The sequence below is a fragment of the Actinomadura mexicana genome (assembly GCF_900188105.1).
In the GTDB taxonomy this organism is placed as follows: Bacteria; Actinomycetota; Actinomycetes; order Streptosporangiales; family Streptosporangiaceae; genus Spirillospora; species Spirillospora mexicana.
In genome coordinates, this window is record NZ_FZNP01000006.1 from 200,860 (window position 1) to 219,844 (window position 18,985).

General features: G+C 72.5%; 17 protein-coding genes. 7 read left to right on the forward strand and 10 right to left on the reverse strand.

Annotated elements, in window-relative coordinates:
* Nucleotides 1-153: 153 nt before the first annotated feature.
* From infB to rimP, 4 genes are all read right to left on the reverse strand, one after another.
* On the reverse strand, nucleotides 154-3,249 hold the full coding sequence (gene infB / locus CHC11_RS17350; RefSeq protein ID WP_089312780.1) for a translation initiation factor IF-2: 3,096 nt from the start codon (nucleotides 3,247-3,249) through the stop codon (nucleotides 154-156).
* 108 nt (nucleotides 3,250-3,357) lie between these two features.
* Complete coding sequence (locus CHC11_RS17355; RefSeq protein WP_342749992.1) at nucleotides 3,358-3,699, reverse strand: YlxR family protein; 342 nt, start codon at nucleotides 3,697-3,699, stop codon at nucleotides 3,358-3,360.
* The gene (nusA, locus tag CHC11_RS17360) at nucleotides 3,665-4,714 is read right to left on the reverse strand and encodes a transcription termination factor NusA (RefSeq protein WP_089313025.1); all 1,050 of its coding nucleotides are present in this window, start codon (nucleotides 4,712-4,714) and stop codon (nucleotides 3,665-3,667) included. The genes CHC11_RS17355 and nusA overlap by 35 nt, the downstream gene beginning before the upstream one ends.
* A gap of 25 nt (nucleotides 4,715-4,739) precedes the next feature.
* On the reverse strand, nucleotides 4,740-5,462 hold the full coding sequence (gene rimP / locus CHC11_RS17365; protein ID WP_089312781.1) for a ribosome maturation factor RimP: 723 nt from the start codon (nucleotides 5,460-5,462) through the stop codon (nucleotides 4,740-4,742).
* Nucleotides 5,463-5,694: 232 nt separating this feature from the next.
* Between rimP and CHC11_RS42685 the strand changes: the two genes are divergently transcribed.
* The 3 genes from CHC11_RS42685 (at nucleotide 5,695) to CHC11_RS17380 (ending at nucleotide 8,304) form a co-directional block, all read left to right on the forward strand.
* Nucleotides 5,695-6,702 carry a DUF4439 domain-containing protein gene (locus CHC11_RS42685; protein ID WP_245919345.1) on the forward strand — a complete coding sequence of 336 codons (1,008 nt, stop codon included), beginning with the start codon at nucleotides 5,695-5,697 and terminating at the stop codon, nucleotides 6,700-6,702.
* A 79-nt stretch (nucleotides 6,703-6,781) separates the two neighbouring features.
* Nucleotides 6,782-7,144, forward strand: a complete 363-nt coding sequence (locus tag CHC11_RS17375; protein ID WP_089312782.1) for a hypothetical protein — start codon at nucleotides 6,782-6,784, stop codon at nucleotides 7,142-7,144.
* Nucleotides 7,145-7,239: 95 nt separating this feature from the next.
* Nucleotides 7,240-8,304 carry a TRM11 family SAM-dependent methyltransferase gene (locus tag CHC11_RS17380; protein WP_089312783.1) on the forward strand — a complete coding sequence of 355 codons (1,065 nt, stop codon included), beginning with the start codon at nucleotides 7,240-7,242 and terminating at the stop codon, nucleotides 8,302-8,304.
* On the opposite strand, the gene CHC11_RS17385 is transcribed toward CHC11_RS17380, so the two are convergent.
* On the reverse strand, nucleotides 8,296-8,997 hold the full coding sequence (locus CHC11_RS17385) for an HAD family hydrolase (RefSeq protein ID WP_089313028.1): 702 nt from the start codon (nucleotides 8,995-8,997) through the stop codon (nucleotides 8,296-8,298). The genes CHC11_RS17380 and CHC11_RS17385 overlap by 9 nt on opposite strands.
* A 107-nt stretch (nucleotides 8,998-9,104) precedes the next feature.
* On the opposite strand from CHC11_RS17385, the gene CHC11_RS17390 reads away from it, so the two are divergent.
* From CHC11_RS17390 to CHC11_RS17405, 4 genes are all read left to right on the forward strand, one after another.
* Nucleotides 9,105-10,649, forward strand: coding sequence for a hypothetical protein (locus tag CHC11_RS17390; RefSeq protein ID WP_089312784.1), 1,545 nt, complete (start codon nucleotides 9,105-9,107; stop codon nucleotides 10,647-10,649).
* A 60-nt stretch (nucleotides 10,650-10,709) separates the two neighbouring features.
* Nucleotides 10,710-10,979: a hypothetical protein gene (locus CHC11_RS17395; protein WP_089312785.1), complete on the forward strand. Its 270-nt coding sequence runs from the start codon at nucleotides 10,710-10,712 to the stop codon at nucleotides 10,977-10,979.
* A 323-nt stretch (nucleotides 10,980-11,302) separates the two neighbouring features.
* The gene (locus tag CHC11_RS17400) at nucleotides 11,303-12,508 is read left to right on the forward strand and encodes a lysylphosphatidylglycerol synthase transmembrane domain-containing protein (protein WP_089312786.1); all 1,206 of its coding nucleotides are present in this window, start codon (nucleotides 11,303-11,305) and stop codon (nucleotides 12,506-12,508) included.
* Nucleotides 12,509-12,636: 128 nt separating this feature from the next.
* Nucleotides 12,637-13,182 (forward strand): flavin reductase family protein, encoded by a 546-nt coding sequence (locus tag CHC11_RS17405; protein WP_089312787.1) that lies wholly within the window; start codon nucleotides 12,637-12,639, stop codon nucleotides 13,180-13,182.
* Here CHC11_RS17405 and CHC11_RS17410 read toward each other — a convergent pair.
* The 5 genes from CHC11_RS17410 to CHC11_RS17430 form a co-directional block, all read right to left on the reverse strand.
* A complete protein-coding gene (locus CHC11_RS17410; protein ID WP_089312788.1) occupies nucleotides 13,160-14,380 on the reverse strand; it encodes an ROK family transcriptional regulator in 1,221 nt (406 codons plus the stop codon). The two genes, CHC11_RS17405 and CHC11_RS17410, sit on opposite strands and share 23 nt — an antisense overlap.
* A complete protein-coding gene (locus CHC11_RS17415; RefSeq protein ID WP_089312789.1) occupies nucleotides 14,380-15,138 on the reverse strand; it encodes an ATP-binding cassette domain-containing protein in 759 nt (252 codons plus the stop codon). Before CHC11_RS17415 ends, CHC11_RS17410 begins: the two co-directional genes overlap by 1 nt.
* A gap of 218 nt (nucleotides 15,139-15,356) precedes the next feature.
* Nucleotides 15,357-16,637 (reverse strand): sugar ABC transporter permease, encoded by a 1,281-nt coding sequence (locus CHC11_RS17420; protein ID WP_089312790.1) that lies wholly within the window; start codon nucleotides 16,635-16,637, stop codon nucleotides 15,357-15,359.
* A gap of 11 nt (nucleotides 16,638-16,648) precedes the next feature.
* On the reverse strand, nucleotides 16,649-17,434 hold the full coding sequence (locus tag CHC11_RS17425) for an ATP-binding cassette domain-containing protein (RefSeq protein ID WP_089312791.1): 786 nt from the start codon (nucleotides 17,432-17,434) through the stop codon (nucleotides 16,649-16,651).
* Nucleotides 17,435-17,554: 120 nt separating this feature from the next.
* The gene (locus tag CHC11_RS17430; RefSeq protein ID WP_089312792.1) at nucleotides 17,555-18,631 is read right to left on the reverse strand and encodes a sugar ABC transporter substrate-binding protein; all 1,077 of its coding nucleotides are present in this window, start codon (nucleotides 18,629-18,631) and stop codon (nucleotides 17,555-17,557) included.
* Nucleotides 18,632-18,985 lie beyond the last annotated feature (354 nt).

The window sequence follows — 18,985 nt, forward strand, 5'->3', positions numbered from 1 at the left end:
CGGAATGAGCTGGACATGACAGACGCCAGGCTAGAAGATCCGCCTGGCGCTTGGTCACTGAATTAACGATCACGTTGCCGGCATGCCCGGACGGGCCGCCGGGCCGGCCGCCCGCGCGGCCCCTCGCGGGGCCGCGCGGACCTGCCGTCCGCCTCAGTCGCGGGGCTTCTCCCGCATCTCGAAGCACTCGATGACGTCACCGAGCTTGATGTCGTTGTAACCGACGCCGATGCCGCACTCGAAGCCCTCGCGGACCTCGGTCGCGTCGTCCTTGAAGCGGCGCAGCGACGACACCGTGAGGTTGTCGGAGACCACGACGCCGTCGCGGACGAGGCGGGCCTTGGCGTTGCGCTGGATGATCCCCGAGGTGACCATCGAACCGGCGACGTTGCCGATCCGCGGCACCTTGAAGATCTCGCGGACCTCGGCGGTGCCGAGCTGGACCTCTTCGAACTCCGGCTTGAGCATGCCCTTGAGGGCCGCCTCGATCTCCTCGATCGCCTGGTAGATGATCGAGTAGTACCGGATGTCGACGCCCTCGCGGTCGGCCAGCTCCTGCGCGTTGCGCTCAGGCCGCACGTTGAAGCCGATGATGACCGCGCCCTCGGACGCCAGCGACAGGTTGACGTCGTCCTGCGTGATCGCGCCGACGCCGCGGCGGATGATCCGCAGGTTGACCTCGTCGCCCACGTCGATCTTGAGGAGCGAGTCCTCCAGCGCCTCGACGGAACCGGACACGTCGCCCTTGAGGATGAGCAGCAGCTCCTGCCGCTCGCCCCGCTCCAGGTCCTTGAACAGCTCTTCCAGGGAGCTGCTCTTGCGGCTCTTGAGCAGTTCGGCGTTGCGCTTGCGCGCGACCCGCTTGTCGGCGATCTGCCGGGCGACCCGGTCGTCCTCGACGACCAGGAAGTTGTCGCCCGCGCCGGGCACGGCCGCGAGGCCGAGCACCATCACCGGACGGGACGGGCCCGCCTCCTCGACGCTGTTGCCGTTCTCGTCGAGCATCGCCCGGACGCGGCCGTTGGCCACGCCGCAGACGATCGAGTCGCCGACCCGCAGCGTGCCGCGCTGGACCAGCACGGTCGCCACGGCGCCCCGGCCCTTGTCCAGGTGGGCCTCGATGGCCGATCCCTGGGCGGGCATGTCGGGGTTGGCCTTCAGGTCGAGCGAGGCGTCGGCGGTCAGGACGATCGCCTCCAGCAGCCCGTCGATGTTGGTCCCCTGCTTGGCGGACACGTCGATGAACTGCGTGTCGCCGCCGAACTCCTCGGCGACCAGGCCGTACTCGGTGAGCTGAGCCCGGACCCGGTTCGGGTCCGCGCCCTCGACGTCGATCTTGTTGACCGCGACGACGATCGGGACCCCGGCCGCGGTGGCGTGGTCGATCGCCTCGGTGGTCTGCGGCTTGACGCCGTCGTCGGCGGCGACCACCAGCACCACCAGGTCGGTGGTGTCGGCACCGCGGGCACGCATGGCGGTGAACGCCTCGTGACCCGGGGTGTCGATGAAGGTGATCTTGCGCTCCTCGCCGTCGACCTCGGTCTCGACCTGGTAGGCGCCGATGTGCTGGGTGATGCCGCCGGCCTCGCCGGCCTGCACGTTGGCGTGCCGGACGGCGTCCAGCAGCTTGGTCTTACCGTGGTCGACGTGGCCCATGACGGTGACCACCGGCGGACGCGTCTGGAGGTTCTCCTCGCCGCCCTCGTCCTCGCCGTACTCGATGTCGAAGGACTCGAGCAGCGCGCGGTCCTCGTCCTCGGGGCTGACGACCTGGACGTCGAAGTCCAGTTCGAGCCCGAGCGACATCAGGTCGTCGGGGTCGACCGACTGGGTCGCGGTGACCATCTTGCCGAGGTGCATCATGATCGCGACGAGCGACGCCGGGTTGGCGCCGATCTTCTCGGCGAAGTCGGTCAGGGTCGCGCCCTGCGCCAGCCGGATGGTCTTGCCGTTGCCGCGCGGAGCCGAGACGCCGCCGGCGGCGGGCGCCTGCATGTTCTCGAACTCCTGGCGGCGCGCCCGCTTGGACTTGCGTCCGCGCGCCGGGCGCCCGCCGGGACGCCCGAAGGCGCCCTGCGTGCCGCCGCGACCGCGACCGCCGCCACCGGGACGGGGGCCGAAGCCGCCGCCGCCACCGGGACGACCGCCGCCACCCGCGCGAGGGGCGCCGAAGCCGCCGCCGCCACCGGGACGACCGCCGCCACCGGGACCGCGACCGCCGCCGCCACCGCCGCCGCCCGGACCGCGGCCACCGCCGCCCGGACCGCGACCGCCGCCGCCACCGCCGCCTCCGGGACCGCCGCGCCCGGGGGCGCCTGCGGGCCGCGAGGACGGCATGTTCATCGGGCTCGGACGCGGGCCGCCCGGCCTGGGCGGCATGCCGCCCGGGTTCGGGCGCGGGCCGCCGGCGCCGGGAGCGCCGCCCGGCCGCGGGCCGGGACGCGGACCGCCCGCGGCACCGCCGCCGCCGCCCGGACGGTCACCGGCCGGACGGGGGGCGGGACGCGGCCCCGGCTTGGGCGCCTGGCCCATGCCGGTGTTGGTCGAGCTGAACGGGTTGTTGCCCGGACGCGGCCCACCGGGACCGCGGCCGCCGCCACCGCCGCCACCCTGGCGCGGGGCCGGGCGCGGGCCGGGCTTCGGCGCGCGGGGCCCCGGCTTCGGACCGGCGGGCGCGCGGTTGCCGGTCCCGGTACCGGGACCGGCCGCGGGCGGGGCGCTCGGGCCCTGCGCCGCGGGCGCGCTCACCGGCGTGGTCGGCGCCGGCGGGACGGGCGGACGCGGCGCCGCCGGCTGCGGGCCGGGCCTGGACGCGCCGTCCTGACCGCCCTGAACGCCGGGGCCGCCACCGGGGCCGCCCTGAACGCCGGGGCCGCCCTGGCCACCGGAACCGGAACCACCGGAACCGGAACCGCTGGAACCGGCCGGACTCGGCCGGGGCGCGGCAGGCCGCGGGCCCGGTCGGGGCCCGGGGCGGGCGCCCTGAGAATCGGAACCGCCGCCGGACTGACCCGGACGCGGCGGTGCGGACGGGCGCGGACCCGGCTTGTTGGCCGCGACCCGTCGGTCCCCCTGCTTGGGGGCGGAAGAAGAATTTGAGAAGGCTTCTGTCAGCCTACGAACGACCGGCGCCTCAATCGTGGAGGACGCCGACCGTACGAACTCGCCCATTTCCTGGAGCTTGGCCATGACGACCTTGCTCTCTACTCCGAACTCCTTGGCGAGTTCGTAAACCCGGACCTTCGCCACTGCACTCCCTACTCGGTCCGGGGGTGCGGCCTCCGGACCGTCGCTAACTTGCCGTACTCATCGCGGCGTGCTCATCGAGCGCTCATAGCAATCTCGACCTGCTTCCGACTAGACGTCGCTTACCATTCGGCCATCCTGCTGCCGCGCGGCGAGGGCCGCAAGTCGCTCCCGCAGCGGACCGGCGTCGAGCGGGCCCGGCAGGCGGAACGCCCGCGGGAACGCCCGACGCCGCTCTGCGAGTGCGAGACACTCCGGATCGGGATGCAGATGCGCACCCCGTCCCGGCAGCCGCCCGCCAGGATCGGGGACGATGACGCCCTCGACCACCACAAGGCGCAGCAAATCGGACTTGACCGTGCGAACCCGGCAACCCACGCACGTGCGAACAGCGGCCGCCGGGCCACGTCCCATGAGTCTACCGCGCCGAGGCGTCGGCCGGGCCTGTCGCATGTTCTCCTGACGCAGAAGATCCGGATTCGCCGGGTCCTGCGCTGTTCGGGGGCGTCTGTACGGGCTCGGTGTCGGACCGGATATCGATCCGCCAGCCGGTGAGCCGGGCGGCGAGCCGGGCGTTCTGCCCTTCCTTGCCGATCGCGAGCGACAGCTGGTAGTCGGGCACCACCACCCGGGCGACCCGGGCGTCGGCGTCGACCACCTCGACACTCGAAACGCGCGCCGGGGAAAGGGCATTCCCGACGAACTCCGCGGGGTCCTCCGACCAGTCCACGATGTCGATCTTCTCGCCGTGCAGCTCGCCCATCACGTTGCGGACGCGGCTGCCGAGCGGGCCGATGCAGGCCCCCTTGGCGTTCACGCCGGACTTGCGCGAGCGCACCGCGATCTTGGTGCGGTGGCCGGCCTCCCGGGCGATCGCCGCGATCTCCACGGTGCCGTCGGCGATCTCCGGGACCTCCAGCGCGAACAGTTTGCGGACGAGGTTCGGGTGGGTGCGCGACAGCTGCACCGAGGGGCCCCGGTGGCCCTTGCGGACCTGCACCACGTAGGCGCGCAGCCGCTCGCCGTGCTCGTAGCGCTCGCCGGGCACCTGCTCCTGCGGCGGCAGGATCGCCTCGATCTTGCCGAGGTCGACCAGCACGCTGCGCGGGTCCTTGCCCTGCTGGATGATGCCGCTGACGATGTCGCCCTCGCGGCCCGCGTACTCGCCGAAGGTCAGCTCGTCCTCGGCGTCGCGAAGGCGCTGGAGGATCACCTGCTTGGCGGTGGTCGCGGCGATGCGGCCGAACCCCGTCGGAGTGTCGTCGTACTCGCCGACGGGGTTGCCCTCGTCGTCGGTCTCGGTCGCCCACACGGTCACGTGGCCGCTCTGCCGGTCCAGCTCGACGCGCGCCTTGACCGCCGCGCCCTCCGTCCGGTGGTAGGCGATCAAAAGGGCGTCTTCGATGGCCTTGACGGCCACGTCGAGCGAGATGTCCTTCTCGCTCTCCAGGCCCCGTAGGGCGGTCATGTCGATGTCCACGAGATTCCCCCCTCTAGTCCGGCTGCGCCGGAGAACGCGTTTGCTCGGCCGGCGACGAAGGCGTGAACTCCACCTGCACACGACCCCGCCCCAGCTCGCCGAGGCCGAACCGGCGCCGCACGGTCTCCGGCCCGGCGGCCTTCCCCTTGTGGGAGGACGGCTTCCCGGACCCTCCGGCGGAGGACCTCGGCCCGGCGGCCTTGCCGCCGCCCGCCCCGGCTCCCTTGCCCCGGCGCTTCTGGACGACGTCGATCTCGACGGTCTCGTCGTCGGCCGCCACCAGGCGGCCCTCGATCTGGCCTCCCCCGGTCAGGGGGGCGACGACCAGCCGGCCGACGGCGCGGCGCCAGTGCCGCGGCTCGGTGAGGGGGCGGTCGACGCCCGGCGAGGTCACTTCCAGCACATAGGGCGAGGACCCCATGACGTCGGACCCGTCGAGCAGCTCGGAGGTCATCTCGCTCAGCCGGGCGATGTCGTCCAGGGTGATGCCGCCGTCGGCGTCGACGATCACCCGGACGAGCCGGCGGCGGCCGGCGGGCCGCACGTCGACCTCCTCCAGGTCGTAGCCCGCCTCCGCCACCGCGGGTGCGAGCAGTTCACCGAGGGCGGCTGCGGCCGCGTCGCGGCTCGGCCGGGCGGTGTCGCGGGGCGGGGGCGCGGCGCCGCGCGGCGGGGCCGCACCCTCCTGCCGGCCGCGCCTCCCCTGAGCGCGGCCGCCACGGGACTCGACGCTCATGGGTCCTCCTCATGTTGTGCGCGTGCGATCTGTTCGTGCCGCCTGCGATAGCGGGGTCACCGCTCGTCCGCCGACATCTCAAGACTATCGACAGCCGGGGACCGCAGCGGTCTTTCCGGCGGCTCTCCGGCGCGGCGGATATGGAATGCTTGAGCTGGCCTGATGGGCGCGTCCGGAGACCGCTGCCGCAGCGGGCCGCCGCCACCTCCGCCACCGGGTGAGGAGACTTCCTTTGCCAGAGGCCGCACCGCCGCCGGGGCAGGCGACGTCACGCTCGACGCAGGCGCTGTCACGCCGCGCTCTGCTGGGCCGGGCCGCGGTGCTGGGCGGCGGCGCGGTGCCGGTGCTGTCGCTGGTCGCGTCCTGCGCGGCGGAGGCCGCCCCGCGCGAGGACGTCCCGACGCTGGTGGGCGCGATCGCCGCCGAGCAGAACCTGATCGCCGCGTACGAGGCGGCGCGGTCCGCGAACACCTCGCGGGCCGGGCGCCTGGACGCCGTCCTCGCCCACCACCGCAGGCATCTGGCCGTCCTGAGGCGGCACTACGTCCCCGGCTCGGGGAACCGGGCGGACGAGGGCGGCGCCATCCCCTCGCCCGCCGCGGCGCCGGTCCCCGCGGGCGCCGCGGGCCTCGCGGCGCTGCGCGACATGGAGGACCGCGCGGCGCGGGGGCGCATGGCCGACGCCGCCAAGGCGGGTCCGGCACTCGCGCAGCTGCTGGCCAGCATCGGCGCCTGCGAGGCCGGCCACGCCATGACCGTCAAGGGCGGGGCACCGCCCGTCCGGTCGAGGTCGGACGCCGAGGCCGTGCAGGCCGCGCTGGCCGCCGAGCACGCCGCCGTCTACGGGTACGGGCTGCTCGGGGCCCGCCTGCGGGGAACGCTCCGGCAGACCGCCAAGGACCTGTGGAACGTCCACCGCGCCCGGCGGGACCAGCTGGTCTCGATCCTGTCGGTCGCGCCGGTCGCCGCGGCGTCCGCCTACCGGCTGCCCGTCGCGGTCACCTCGGCCCGCAGCGCCGCGCAGCTCGCGGCGGCTCTGGAGGGCGGCCTCGTCCCGGCCTATGTCGGTCTCGCGGGCGCCTCCTCCCCCGACCTGCGCGCGTTCGCCGCCGACAGCGCGCAGCGGGCCTCGGCGTGGGCGGCGCGCTGGCGGTCCAGATCGGGTGCCGCGGCGCCGTCGGAGGCGTTCCCCGGGCTGCCGTCCGCGGCGCTGTCCCCGCGTCCCGAACCCGGTGAGTGATCTTCGGCACGACGGGAACGAAGCGTCCGAACAGCGACGTTAGTCCCAATGCGGGATGACTTCGGGGGAGGGAGCCCACGTGACCACGACTCCGCAGACGGGCGGGACGAGCGCCCTCGACGAGCTGCGGGCCGCCTACCACGAGCAGCTGACGCGGCTGGCGGCCGAGCGCGACGCCGCGCGGCGCCAGGCGCGCAGAGCGCAGGCGCAGGCGGACGTCGCGCGGGCCGATCTGGCCAGTCTCAGGAGCCGCGTCGGGGAACTGCTGAACGCCGCCGCGCGGCACCTTCCGGATCTTCCGCCGGTGGAGGGCCCGGACACGCCGGAGCTGCCCGCGGCCCAGGGGGCGCGGGCGCTGCCCGCCGCCCCGGTCGATCCCGACCCGGAGCCTCCGGCCGAGACGGGCGGCAAGCCCGCGGACCGCGCGGCGCGAGCGGCCTGACCGGGCGGGGAACGGCCCGTTCCAGGGCCGCGCGGAGACGGCCGGACGCACCGTCTCGGCGGTGCCCGCTCTGAGGGTCCAGTAGGGTCCACCAGATGACCGCGTACGGCCTTCTCGTCTCCCCTTCGCACAACCGGGTCTATGCCCAGGCCGCCGCCGACCTGGTGAAGGCGGAACTGGCGGTGTTCAGCGAACGGGCTCTCGGCGGACGCGTCCGCGACATCGAGGAGACCGCGCTCGGCGGCGTTCCCTACGTGACGTTCTCCGCCGACGGGTTGACGGAGCAGGATGTGCGCCTCCTGTCGAACCTGTCGTCGCTCTACGCGCTGTTCCAGATCGAGGGCGAACTGCTCCGCCCGGTCGCGCTCCAACCGCTTGATCTGTTCGGCAGCGACCTGCTCACCATCCAGAAGTACTCGGGCAAGACGAACGAGTACTTCACCAAGCTGCTGCTGAACGTCACGGCGATGGCGACCGACTCCCCCATGGATTTGATCACCGGGCGGCCCCGCGTCTTCGACCCGATGTGCGGGCGGGGCACGACGCTCAACCAGGCCATGATGTACGGGCTGGACGCCGCCGGGATGGACATCGACGGCAAGGACTTCGACGCCTACGCGGCCTTCGTCAAGACCTGGCTGAAGAACAACCGGGTCAAGCACCAGGCCGAGGTCACCAACGTGCGCCGCGAGAAGGCCGTCCTCGGGCGCCGCCTGCACGTGACGCTCGGCGCGTCCAAGGAGCGCTACAAGAGCGGCGAGACGATGGAGATCACCGTCGTGAACGCCGACTCGCTGGCCGCCGGCAGGTTCTTCCGCCCGGCGTCGTTCGACCTGATCGTGACCGACGCCCCCTACGGCGTCCAGCACGGCAGCCGCCCGAAGGGGGCGCAACCCGGCCGCAAGGGCGGGCCGCAGCTGTCGCGCAGCCCCGTGGAGCTGCTGACGGCGGCCGTCCCCGAGTGGGCGCGGCTGCTGCGTCCCGGCGGCGCCGTCGGCATCTCCTGGAACACCTTCGGCGGCCGCCGCGAGCAGCTCGCCGAGATCCTCGCGTCCAGCGGCCTGGACGTCCGCGACTCCGACGCCTACCGCGGCTTCCGCCATCGCGTCGACCAGGCCATCTCCCGCGACCTCATCGTGGCGGCCAAGCCCTCAGCCTGAGTGCCACCGCTCCACGTGCGGGAGCAGCTCGTCCAGCTCGTGGATGAGGGCGTCGGGCGGTGTGAGGCCCGGGCGGTCGAAGGCGTGGGTGGTCTGGTGCCAGATCTGGACGGCCCGCAGGCCGGCCGCCTTGGCTCCGTGGATGTCGTCGAACGGGCGGTCTCCGACGAAGACGCAGGAGCCGGGGTCGGTGGCGCCCACGGCGTCCATGGCGGCACGGAACGCCTCGGCGTGCGGCTTCGTCCAGGGGATCTCGCTGGAGTAGACGGCGCCGTCGAGCATGTCGAGGACGTCGTCGCGGGTGAAGACGCGTTCGTGCCACTCGCGGGTCCAGATGGTGTTGGACAGGACGCCGATCTTGATGCCGCGCTCGCGGAGGGCCGTGAACAGGCCGGGGACGGCGGGGTCGGTGTGGGTGTGCGGGGTCCACGTCTCGAAGTGGGTGTCCAGGAGGGCCTCGCTCGGCTCCACCCCGGCCATCGCGAACGCCTCGGCGAGCGTTGCGCTCCGGTGCTCCTCGGTGCCGCGGCGCCAAAGCTCGTCCTCGGCGGCGACGAGGGCGGCGACGGTCTTCTCGACGGCGTCCGGTGGGAGGTGGGCGGCGCAGACGGTGCGCCAAATGTCGGCGAGTTCGAGGTCGTGCCAGGGGGTCAGCGTGCCGCCCCAGTCGAAGATCACAGCTTGTACGCCCATGCCCCGGATCGTAACCATCGGGGCGCGCCGGACGATCATTCTTTTACGCGGTGGTCGTCCCGGAGGGCGCGACCGGGGCCACCCATGTCCGGTCAAGGGAGCCCTCCATGCGCAGACCCCTGCTCGCCGCCCTCCTGTCCGCCGTCCTGGCGGCCGTGGCGGTCCCGGCGGCGGCCGACCCGATCCCCGACGGTCCCGGCAAGGGGCTCGTCCCGGCCTACGTCGGCGCGCCGGCCTCCCCGGAACCTCTCGCGGGACGGCCCGTCCCGGCCAACCCGCATCAGGGGCCGGTCGGGACGTCGTCCATGCACGCCGACAGTTACGCCTCCGACACGTATCCGTTCATGGGACCGCTCGGCCGCGATCCGCAGGTGCTCGGCGAAGCCAAGGGCGGCGGGCTGCCGGGGCTGTGCTCGACGGTGACGTTCGCCCGCCGGACCGGCTTGATCGTCGCGCAGTGCACGCGCGGGCAGAACCTCACGCTGCGGCTGATCGATCCGGGAACGCTGAAGGACCTCGCGACCTACGAGCTGCCGCCCAGGCCGTCCACCGTCCAGGCGGTGTTCTCGCTCAGCCTCGACACGGTGTTCACCGACACCTCGGGCGGGGCCTACTACTACCTGGACCCGCAGGATCGCGCCGTGCTGGCGGACTCGGCCTTCCACCTGCGCCGTTTCGCGCACGAGAAGGGCCCGGACGGCGACTGGCGCTTCACGGTCACCGACGACTGGGACCTCGGCGCGCACCTCCCCCACGACTGCGCCACCTGGACGAACCCGTGGCCGAAGGGGGAATGCGACCCCGTCACCGCGGTCGGGCCCGACTGGAACGGCCTGATCTGGTGGATCACGAGGGGCGGCCGCGTCGGCACGGTGGATCCCGGGTCCGGGGCCGTCCGGATGACGCGGCTGGCGGGCGAGGGCATCCAGAACTCGTTCGCGGCCGCCGAGAACGGCGTCTCGGTCGTGTCCGACCACGCGCTCTACCGGATGCGGGCCGGCGCGGACGGCACCCCCGAGATCGTCTGGCGGCAGCCGTACGACCGGGGCAGCGGGCGCAAGCCCGGACAGATCGATCAGGGCTCCGGGACGACCCCCACGTTCTTCGGCGACGGCTACGTGGCCGTCACCGACAACGCCGACGACCGCATGCACGTGATCGTCCGCCGCGGGGACGACGGCGGGCTCGTCTGCCAGGTCCCGGTGTTCGGAAGCGGGGCGAGCGCGACGGACAACTCGCTCGTCGGCTACGGCCGCAGCCTGTTCGTCGAGAACAACTACGGCTATCGCAACTTCTTCGACCTGCCGCCGGGCGGGTCGTCCGTGGGCGGGGTGAGCCGCGTGGACGTGAAACCGGACGGGACGGGCTGCGAGACGGTCTGGACGAGCGCGGAGCGTTCCCCGTCCACCGTCTCCAAGGTCTCCGTGCCCGCAGGGCTGCTCTACCTCTACACCAAGGAGCCGCGCAAGGACCTCATCGACGCCTGGTACCTGACCGCGGTGGACGTCCACACGGGCCGGACGGCCTACAAGGTGCTCACCGGCACGGGCAAGTGGTTCGACAACAGCTGGGCGCCCGTCACCCTCGGCCCGGACGGAACCGCGTACGTGGGCGTCGTCGGAGGGCTCGTCGCCGTCCGCGACCGGGAGTAGGGCGCCGGTCATCGGGGATACCGGTCCGATCAGCGAACCCGATCCGGACCGGGAGGAGTCATGAGGGCACGCGAGCCCGGTGAGTCCCGCGACTTCCGCGAGGACACCGATGACATGGGAGACAACACCCAGGACGAGCAGATCGCCCTGACTGAGGAGTACGTGAACGACCCGCCCGAGGAGCTGAGGATCGAGGAGCCCGAGGAGAGCCGCGACGGCCTCGGCGTCACCGAGTACGAGCGGCAGGCCGCGAGGGAGGGCGACGAGGAGCGCCCCACGCCGATCACGCCGGCCGAGGAGGACGCGGTCAACCCCACCCGCAGGCCCTGACCATGACGGCGGCGCCCGCACCGGCACGCGGTGCGGGCGCCGCCGTCGTTTCGGAGCCGGGTACGTGCGGGGGGCGTGCCCGGCCTTTGCCGGTCGGCATGGCGTCCTTTCCGCAAGAGCGGGCAGTTACTAGGACAGAGCAGATATGCCCGACACGAAGGAGCATCCGGCAGAACACGGCGACAGGTCTTCGATCAGCCCGCTGACGCGACTCGCGACGGGCGTGGCGCACGTCACTTTGCGGTTCGTTTTCGATCTCGGGGGAATGTCCTACCCGGGCCGTAGGTTGCGCATGGCGGGCGAGCTTGCGAGGTGACCGGGACATGTACGAGACAGTCACGGCACCGGTCCGTCCCCCAGCCGAAGCCGACCCGCCGTTCCCCCTCCGGGAGGGGCCGGCCGAGCAGGATCCGGCGCGCCCGTGGTGGCGGCGCAGGGCCGGCCTGATCGTCCAGTGGGCGCTGGTCCTCGGCGCCCTCGCCGCGCTCCCCCTCTACCGTGACGAACTCCCCGACCTCGGCGCCATCTGGAGGGCGGCCGCGCACGCCGACCCGGGTTGGCTGACCATGGTCGTGCTGGCCGTGGTGGGCTCCATGGGCGCGTTCGCCCGGCTCCAGCGCCGGCTGCTGCGCATCGGCGGGCTGCGGATGCCGCTGCGCCGCGCGTTCGCGATCACCTATGCGGGCAACGCCCTGTCCACGACGCTGCCGGCGGGCCCGGCGGTGAGCGTGGTCTACACGTTCCGGCAGTTCCGCCGCGCGGGCGCCTCGGCGCAGCTCGCCACGGCCGTGATCCTGGCCGGCGGAGTGATCACCACATCGGCCTACTCCCTGATCGCACTCCTGGCGCTGGTGGCCGACCCCTACGCCCGCGGTTTCGCGCTCCTCGCCCTCACCGTCCCGCTGGTCCTCGCAGTGCTGCTCCTCCCCGCGCTGCGGTGGCGCCCGCTGCGCGCCCTGCTGACGGCGCCGCTGCGCCGCGCCCACCGCGCCGCGCTCGCCCACCCGAAGATCGCCCCCTACGCGGAGCGGCTGGCCGGCGCCCGCGACATCCTGCGGCCGACCCTGCGCGACTGGGCCGCGCTCACCGCGCTGGCCCTGCTGAACTGGGTGTTCGACATCCTGGCGCTGCTGTCGGCGGCGCACGCGGTCGGCATCGACGTCGCCCCGAACGGCGTCGCCCTCACCTACTTCGCGGCCCAGGCGGCGGGCAGCCTCCTGCCGCTGTTGCCCGGCGGCCTCGGCGCCGTCGAGGGCAGCATGGCCGCGTCCCTGGTCGCGTTCGGCGCGACGCTGTCACCCGCCGCAGCCGCCGTCGGCCTGTACCGGCTCGTGTCCTACTGGGCCGTCGTCGCGGTCGGCTGGATCGCCTGGGCCGGACTGCACGAGGGCCCGCGCGTCCCGGCCCGCGCCAAGGCGCACCTGGCCCGCACCGGCCGCCTGATCATGGACGGCATGTCCGCGGCGGCGCTGCTCACCCCCTACGCAGCCGTCCCGGCCCAGGCTCCGGCCGAGGCGCCGCGGCCGTAGCGCCGGCCTCCGTCCGTGGACGGAAGCAGACCGGGACCTTCGACCGAGATCGCCCTCCAGGGAATCAGCACGCCGCGGCACGGGCTTTAGTGGACGACGACGCACCCCCGCCCACGGAACGGACCCAGATGCACGGATCGCCCGACCGCTCGTCCGGCCCCTCGGCGACCGGCCTCGACCCGGCCGCGTTCCGCTCGGTGCTGGGCAGGTTCCCGACCGGCGTGGTCGCCGTCACCGCCCTCGATCCCGCGTCGGGGCTCCCCGCGGGCCTGGCCGTGAACTCGTTCACGTCCGTGTCCCTCGACCCGCCCCTCGTGGCGTTCTGCGTGGCGCACACCAGCACGACCTGGCCGGTCATGCGCACCGCCTCCCGCCTGTGCGTCAACATCCTGGCCGAGCCGCAGCGGGACGTCTCCGAGCGGCTCGCCTACGGGAGCGGCCCGGACAAGTTCGCCGGCGTCGGCTGGACGCACGGTCCTGGCGGTGCTCCCCTGATCGACGGCGCGCTGGCGTGGATCGAGTGCTCGGTCGAGCAGGAGCACGTGGCCGGCGACCACCTGATCGTCGTCGCCCGCGTCCACGACCTCGCCGAACACCAGGGCACCGGCCCGCTGGTCTTCTACGGGAGCGGCTACGGCGCCTTCACGCGCTTCACACCGTCTCCGGGGCTCTGAGCCGGGTCAGGACCTGGACGGGGTCGGCCAGGACCTCGGCGAAGGCGAACTCGGCGGCGCCGACCAGGGTGGTGTCGTCGCCCAGGGTGGCCGTGCGCAGCTTGACCTTCTCGCGCGGGGCGGCGAGGGCGCTGGTCGCCAGGACGCTGCGGATCTGCGCGGCGGCGCCCAGGAAGATGTCGCGCAGCGTGCCGCCGAAGATGACCAGGCCTGGGTTGAAGAGGTTGACGAGGTTGGCGACGCCGAGGCCGAGCCAGTTGCCGACGCGGTGCAGCGCCTCCCGGGCCTTGATGTCGCCGGCGTCGGCGGCGGCGACGATGGCGCGGACCGCGTCGCGTCCGGGCTGGCCGGGGATCTCCTCGCGACCGGCGTGGTCCAGCAGCGTCCGCTCCCCCACCTCGGCCTCCAGGCAGCCCTTCGAGCCGCAGGCGCAGGGCCGGCCCCCGGGGTTGATCACCATATGCCCGATCTCGCCGCCGAACCCCTCGTCGCCGCCGAGCAGCCGGCCGTGCGCGATGATGCCGCCGCCGACGCCGACGTCGCCGTGCAGGTAGATGAGGTTGTCGCAGCTCAACCCCGCTCCGCGCTCGTGCTCGGCGAGCGCGCCGAGATTGGCGTCGTTGCACACCGAGACGGGGATGCCGAGGCCGAGGCGGCGCGACAGGGCGTCGCCGAGGCGCAGCCCGCCCACGTCCAGGTTCGGCCCGAACATGATCGTGTCGTCGGAGCGGCGGACGGTGCCGGGGAACCCGAGGGCGGCGCCGACGCAGACGGCGTCGCGCTCGGCCTTGCGGACCAGGGAGCGGGCGCCGGCCACGAGCACGCCGAGCAGGTCGGCGGGATCGGAGTCGCGGGCCCGGACGCCCTCGCGCCGGTCCAGCACGACGCCGCCGAGGCCGACGCGAGCGACGACGAGGCGGTCGACGCCGACCTCGAACGCCAGCACGTAGACGCGGGTGGACTCGGGCCGCACCACGAGCGACGGGCGGCCGGCGCGGCGCCCCGGGCCGCGCGGCAGCTCCTCGCGGACCAGCCCGGCGGAGGTGAGGTCGGACGTCAGCGCCATGATCGTGCTGCGGTTGAGGCCGAGGGACTCGGCGAGGACGGCCCGGGACGCGGGGCCGCGAAGGTGCACGAATCGCAGCAGTGTCCCGAGGTTGTGGCGCCGGATGTCCTCTTGTGACGGGCCCGCCTTCATCATCGGCGCAGCCCCAGGTCTCCGCTGGCGCCGGAGGTGATCAGCTCCACGACCTGCCGGTGGGTGACGTCGGCGGTGCGGACCTGGGCGACCATCCGGCCGAGGTAGAGCGCGGCGATCCGGTCGGAGACCGCGAACACGTCGTTCATGTTGTGCGAGATCAGCACGACGGCGAGGCCCTTGTCGGCGAGCCGCCGGACCATCTCCAGGACCTGCTGGGTCTGCGCGACGCCGAGCGCGGCGGCGGGCTCGTCCAGCACCACGAGCTTGCTGTCCCACAGCACGGCGCGGGCGATCGCGACGGTCTGCCGCTGCCCGCCCGACAGGTTCGAGACCCGCTGCCGGATCGAGCCCATCGTGCGGACGGCGAGACCCGACAGCGTCGTGCGCGCCAGTTCCTCCATGTAGGTCTCGTCCAGGGCGAGGCCGCGGCGCTCCTCCCGGCCGAGGAACAGGTTCTCGACGATGTCGAGGTTCTCGCAGAGCGCGAGCTCCTGGTGGACGATCTCGATGCCGAGGCGGGCGGCGTCGCGGGGGGAGCCGACCCGCACCGGCCTGCCCTCGAAGCGGTACTCGCCCTTGTCGAAGGAGTGGATGCCGCCGATGCACCTGACCAGAGTGGTCTTGCCGGCGCCGTTGTCGCCGACGAGGGCGGTGACTTCGCCCGGATAGGCCGAGAAGGCGACGTCCTGCAGCACCTTCACCGAGCCGAAGCTCTTGTCGATACCGCGCAGGTCCAGAACAGGCGTCACTGACATGCCGAGGGGCTCCCACCGTGCCACGCCGCCGCCGCGCGCCAGGCGGTCGTCGTGAGTGAGCGTAGCAGTCGGATTCTCCGGCCGGGCACCGTCGGAAGGCCTGTCCGAAGGGGCCTGCGGCCAGGCCCGGGAGCCGGTGGGGCGGGCCACCGACTCCCGGGCGTTCCCGGCCGTGCTCACGGGGTCGCCGTGCTCACGGGCTCACCGCGTCCACGGGGTCATCCCCCCGCAGACCGGCGCCGCCTCGCCAGGGCGTCGATGCTCGCGGCGAACAGCAGCACGATCCCGGTGATGAGGTAGCTGAGGTAGGCCTTGGTGCCGAGCAACCCCAGCCCGTTCTCGATGAGCGCGATGACCAGGCCGCCGAGCACGGCGTCGCGTGCCTTGCCGCGCCCGCCGAACAGGCTCGTCCCGCCGATGACCGCGGCGCCCACCGCGTACAGCAGCGTGTTGCCGCCGCCCGAGTTGGTGGCGACGGAGCTGAGGCGCGACGCGGCGACGATTCCGCTGACCGCCGCCAGGGCGGAGGCGATCATGAACACGGAGATCTTGATGCGGGTGACGTTGATGCCGGCCCGACGGGCGGCCTCGGCGTTGCCGCCCACCGCGTAGATGTGCCGCCCGTAGCTGGTGCGGCCGAGCACGAACGTGCAGATGACGAGCAGGGCGCCGACGAGCAGCACGCCCCACGGAATGCCGCCGAGGGTGATCAGCGGGCTGGGGGCGCGGTCAAGGCTCAGCACGTAGGTACTGATCAGCAGCGCGGCCGCGACGACGGCGCACTGGGCGATCACGAGGCCCAGCGGCTTGGAGTGCAGGTTGCGGACGTGCTGGCGGCGCCAGCGCAGCAGCAGCGTCGCGCTGTAGGCGGCGACGCAGGCGATGGCGAGCACCCAGCCGAGCCAGATCGGCATGTTCTTGTTGGCGAGCGCCACGATGACGTCGTCGCGGACGGGAACCGTGCCGCTCTCGCCGATGAGCCACAGCGTGATGCCCTGGACGCCCAGGAAGAACGCCAGCGTGACCACGAACGATGGGATGCGCAGGAATGCGACCAGCCAGCCGATCACGGTCCCGATGACGACGCCGATGGCCACGGCGCTGAGCACCGCGACGTACCAGGACTGTCCCGAGTCGACCATCAGCTTGGCCATCACGGCCGCGCAGACGCCGCTGGCCACACCCGCCGACAGGTCGATCTCGCCCAGCAGCAGGACGAAGACGAGGCCCATGGCGAGGATCGTGATGGGCAGCGCCTGGGTGGCCAGGTTCGCGATGTTGCCCTTGCTGAGGAACGTGTCGGGCTTCAGCGCCGTGAACAGCACCACCAGCGCGATCAGGCCGAGGATGGCGGGGAGCGCGCCCAGCTCACCGGCCTTGATCTTGTGCCAGTAGTCCAGCAGCGCGGAGTTCATGTCGTGCTTGCGCCGGTCGTTCGAGAAGTCCGAGTCCGCCAGCTTCACGGCGGCCTCCTTGCTTTGGGGGAGGTCAGTGGACATCTGGTCCCCTTTCAGATGCTCTCGGCGGCGGTCTGCGGCGCGAGGCCGAGATCACCGGAACGGCCGGCGGTGATGAGCTCCACGACCTGGCCGTGGGTCACCTCGGAGGTCGCGACGTCCGCGGCGACCCGGCCGAGGTAGAGGGCCGAGACGCGGTCGGCCACCTCGAACACGTCGTTCATGTTGTGCGAGATGAGCACGACGGCGTGGCCGGTGTCGGCGAGGCGCCGGACGAGGTCGAGGACCTGCCGGGTCTGCGCGACGCCGAGCGCGGCCGTGGGCTCGTCCAAGATCACGACCTTGGACTCCCACAGCGCCGCCTTGGCGATGGCGACGGTCTGCCGCTGCCCACCGGACAGGCTCGCCACCTGCTGCCGGACGGACTTGACGGTGCGGACCGAGAGCCGGGCGAGGGTCTCCCTGGCCGCTTCCTCCATGGACGCCTCGTCCAGCAGGATGCCCTTGCGCCGCTCGCGGCCGAGGAACATGTTCTGCGTGATGTCGAGGTTGTCCGCGAGCGCGAGATCCTGGTACACGATCTCGATGCCGAGCGCGGCGGCGGTGCGCGGTCCGTCGATCGAGACGGGCTTGCCCTCGAACTCGATCTGCCCCGAGTCGATGGGGTGGATCCCGGCGATGCACTTGATCAGGGTCGACTTGCCGGCGCCGTTGTCGCCGACGAGGGCCATGACCTCGCCCAGGCGCACGGAGAAGTCCACGTCGTGCAGCACATGGACGGGGCCGAAGCTCTTGTTGAGCCCGGTCAGGCGGAGGACGGGGTCTCCTTTTTCTGCCACGAGTTTCCTTCCAGAGGTTCGGGCGTCTAGCCCGTGGCGGGCCCCTGGCGTCCCGAGTTTCCGGGAGGCCGGGACGCCCTCAGCGGGGGAGGGGCCCGCCACGGAGTCAGCGTCGGGCTCCTACTGGATGCCCGCGTCCTTGCACTTGGCCGCGTACGCGCCCTTGCACAGGTCTTCCTTCTTGACGAACCCGTCGTCCGTGACCTGCTTGATGTTGTCCTTGAAGACGCCGATCGGGGTCAGGAGCACCGACGGCACGTCGCGCTTGCCCTCGGGGTCGTTCGTGGTGCCGTTGGTCTCGCCCTTCTGGCCCTTGATGAGGGCGACGGCGAGCTTGGCGGCCGCCTCGGCCTCCTGCTTGACCGGCTTGTAGACCGTCATGCACTGGTTGCCGTCGAGGATGTTCTGGAGCCCCTCGAGCGTGGCGTCCTGACCGGTGACGGAGACCTTGCCGGCCTGCTGGTTCTTCTTGAGGATCGAGATGACCGCGCCGCCGATGCCGTCGTTGGCGGCGACCACACCGTCGATCTTGCCGCCCTTCTCGGTCCACATCTGCTCGAAGATCGTGGCGGCCTGCTCGGCCTTCCAGTCCGGGACGGCCTGCTCGGCGACCTTCTTGTAGTTGGTCGCCTTGTCGAGCACGTTGTGCGCGCCCTTGGCGAACAGCGTCGCGTTGTTGTCGGTCGGGGCGCCGTTGAGGTAGGCGATGTTGGCCGACTTGTCACCGAGGCACTTCTGCAGGCCCTTGCCGAGCTCCTCGCCGACCTTCACGTTGTCGAAGGAGACGTAGTAGTCGGAGACGCCGCCGAGGGCGAGCCGGTCGTAGTCGATGGTCTTGACGCCCTGGGCCTGCGCCTTGCGCTGCACGGCGGCCGCCGAGTTGGAGTCGATGCCGTCCAGGACCAGGACCGTGACGCCGCTGGTGAGCATCTGGTCGGCGATCGTCTGGAAGCGCTGGGTCGAACCCTCGGCGTTCTGGATGTCGTAGGCCACGCCGGCGGCCTTGAAGGCCTGCTCCAGGTACGGCCGGTCGAAGCTCTCGTACCGGACGGAGGAGGTGGTGTCGGGCAGGATCACGCCGACCTTGCCCTTGGAGCCGGAGCCGCCCGAGTCGTTGGAGTCGCCGTCCCCGCATGCGGTGAGGCTGAGCGCCGCCGCCGTCGTGACGGCCAAAAAGCTGAGGATCCCCTTGCGCATTGCCCGGGTCCTTTCTGGGGGTGGCCGCCGTGCGGCCGGGGGGTGGTCACCGATGCCGTGAGCGAGATCACCCGCTCCGACGGGAATGTTGTGTCCCGCAACTTACGTCGCACATGTCCGTCGCGCCAGACTTCGGGCCAGTTTGATTTGTTGTCGGCGGTAACAATCATGTAACACGAGATCAACACGGGTGGAACACGAGAGGTGCCGCGAGGGCGGCGGGAGGGCACCGGTCACCGCGCGGGCGTGCTCCGGCGGACCCACACCGACGTAAATGTTCCGCGGGTCAACATTCACCGCGACCCGGCGTCAAGGCGCGCCTCACCCCAGCGCCACCGCCGCACACGGGACGAC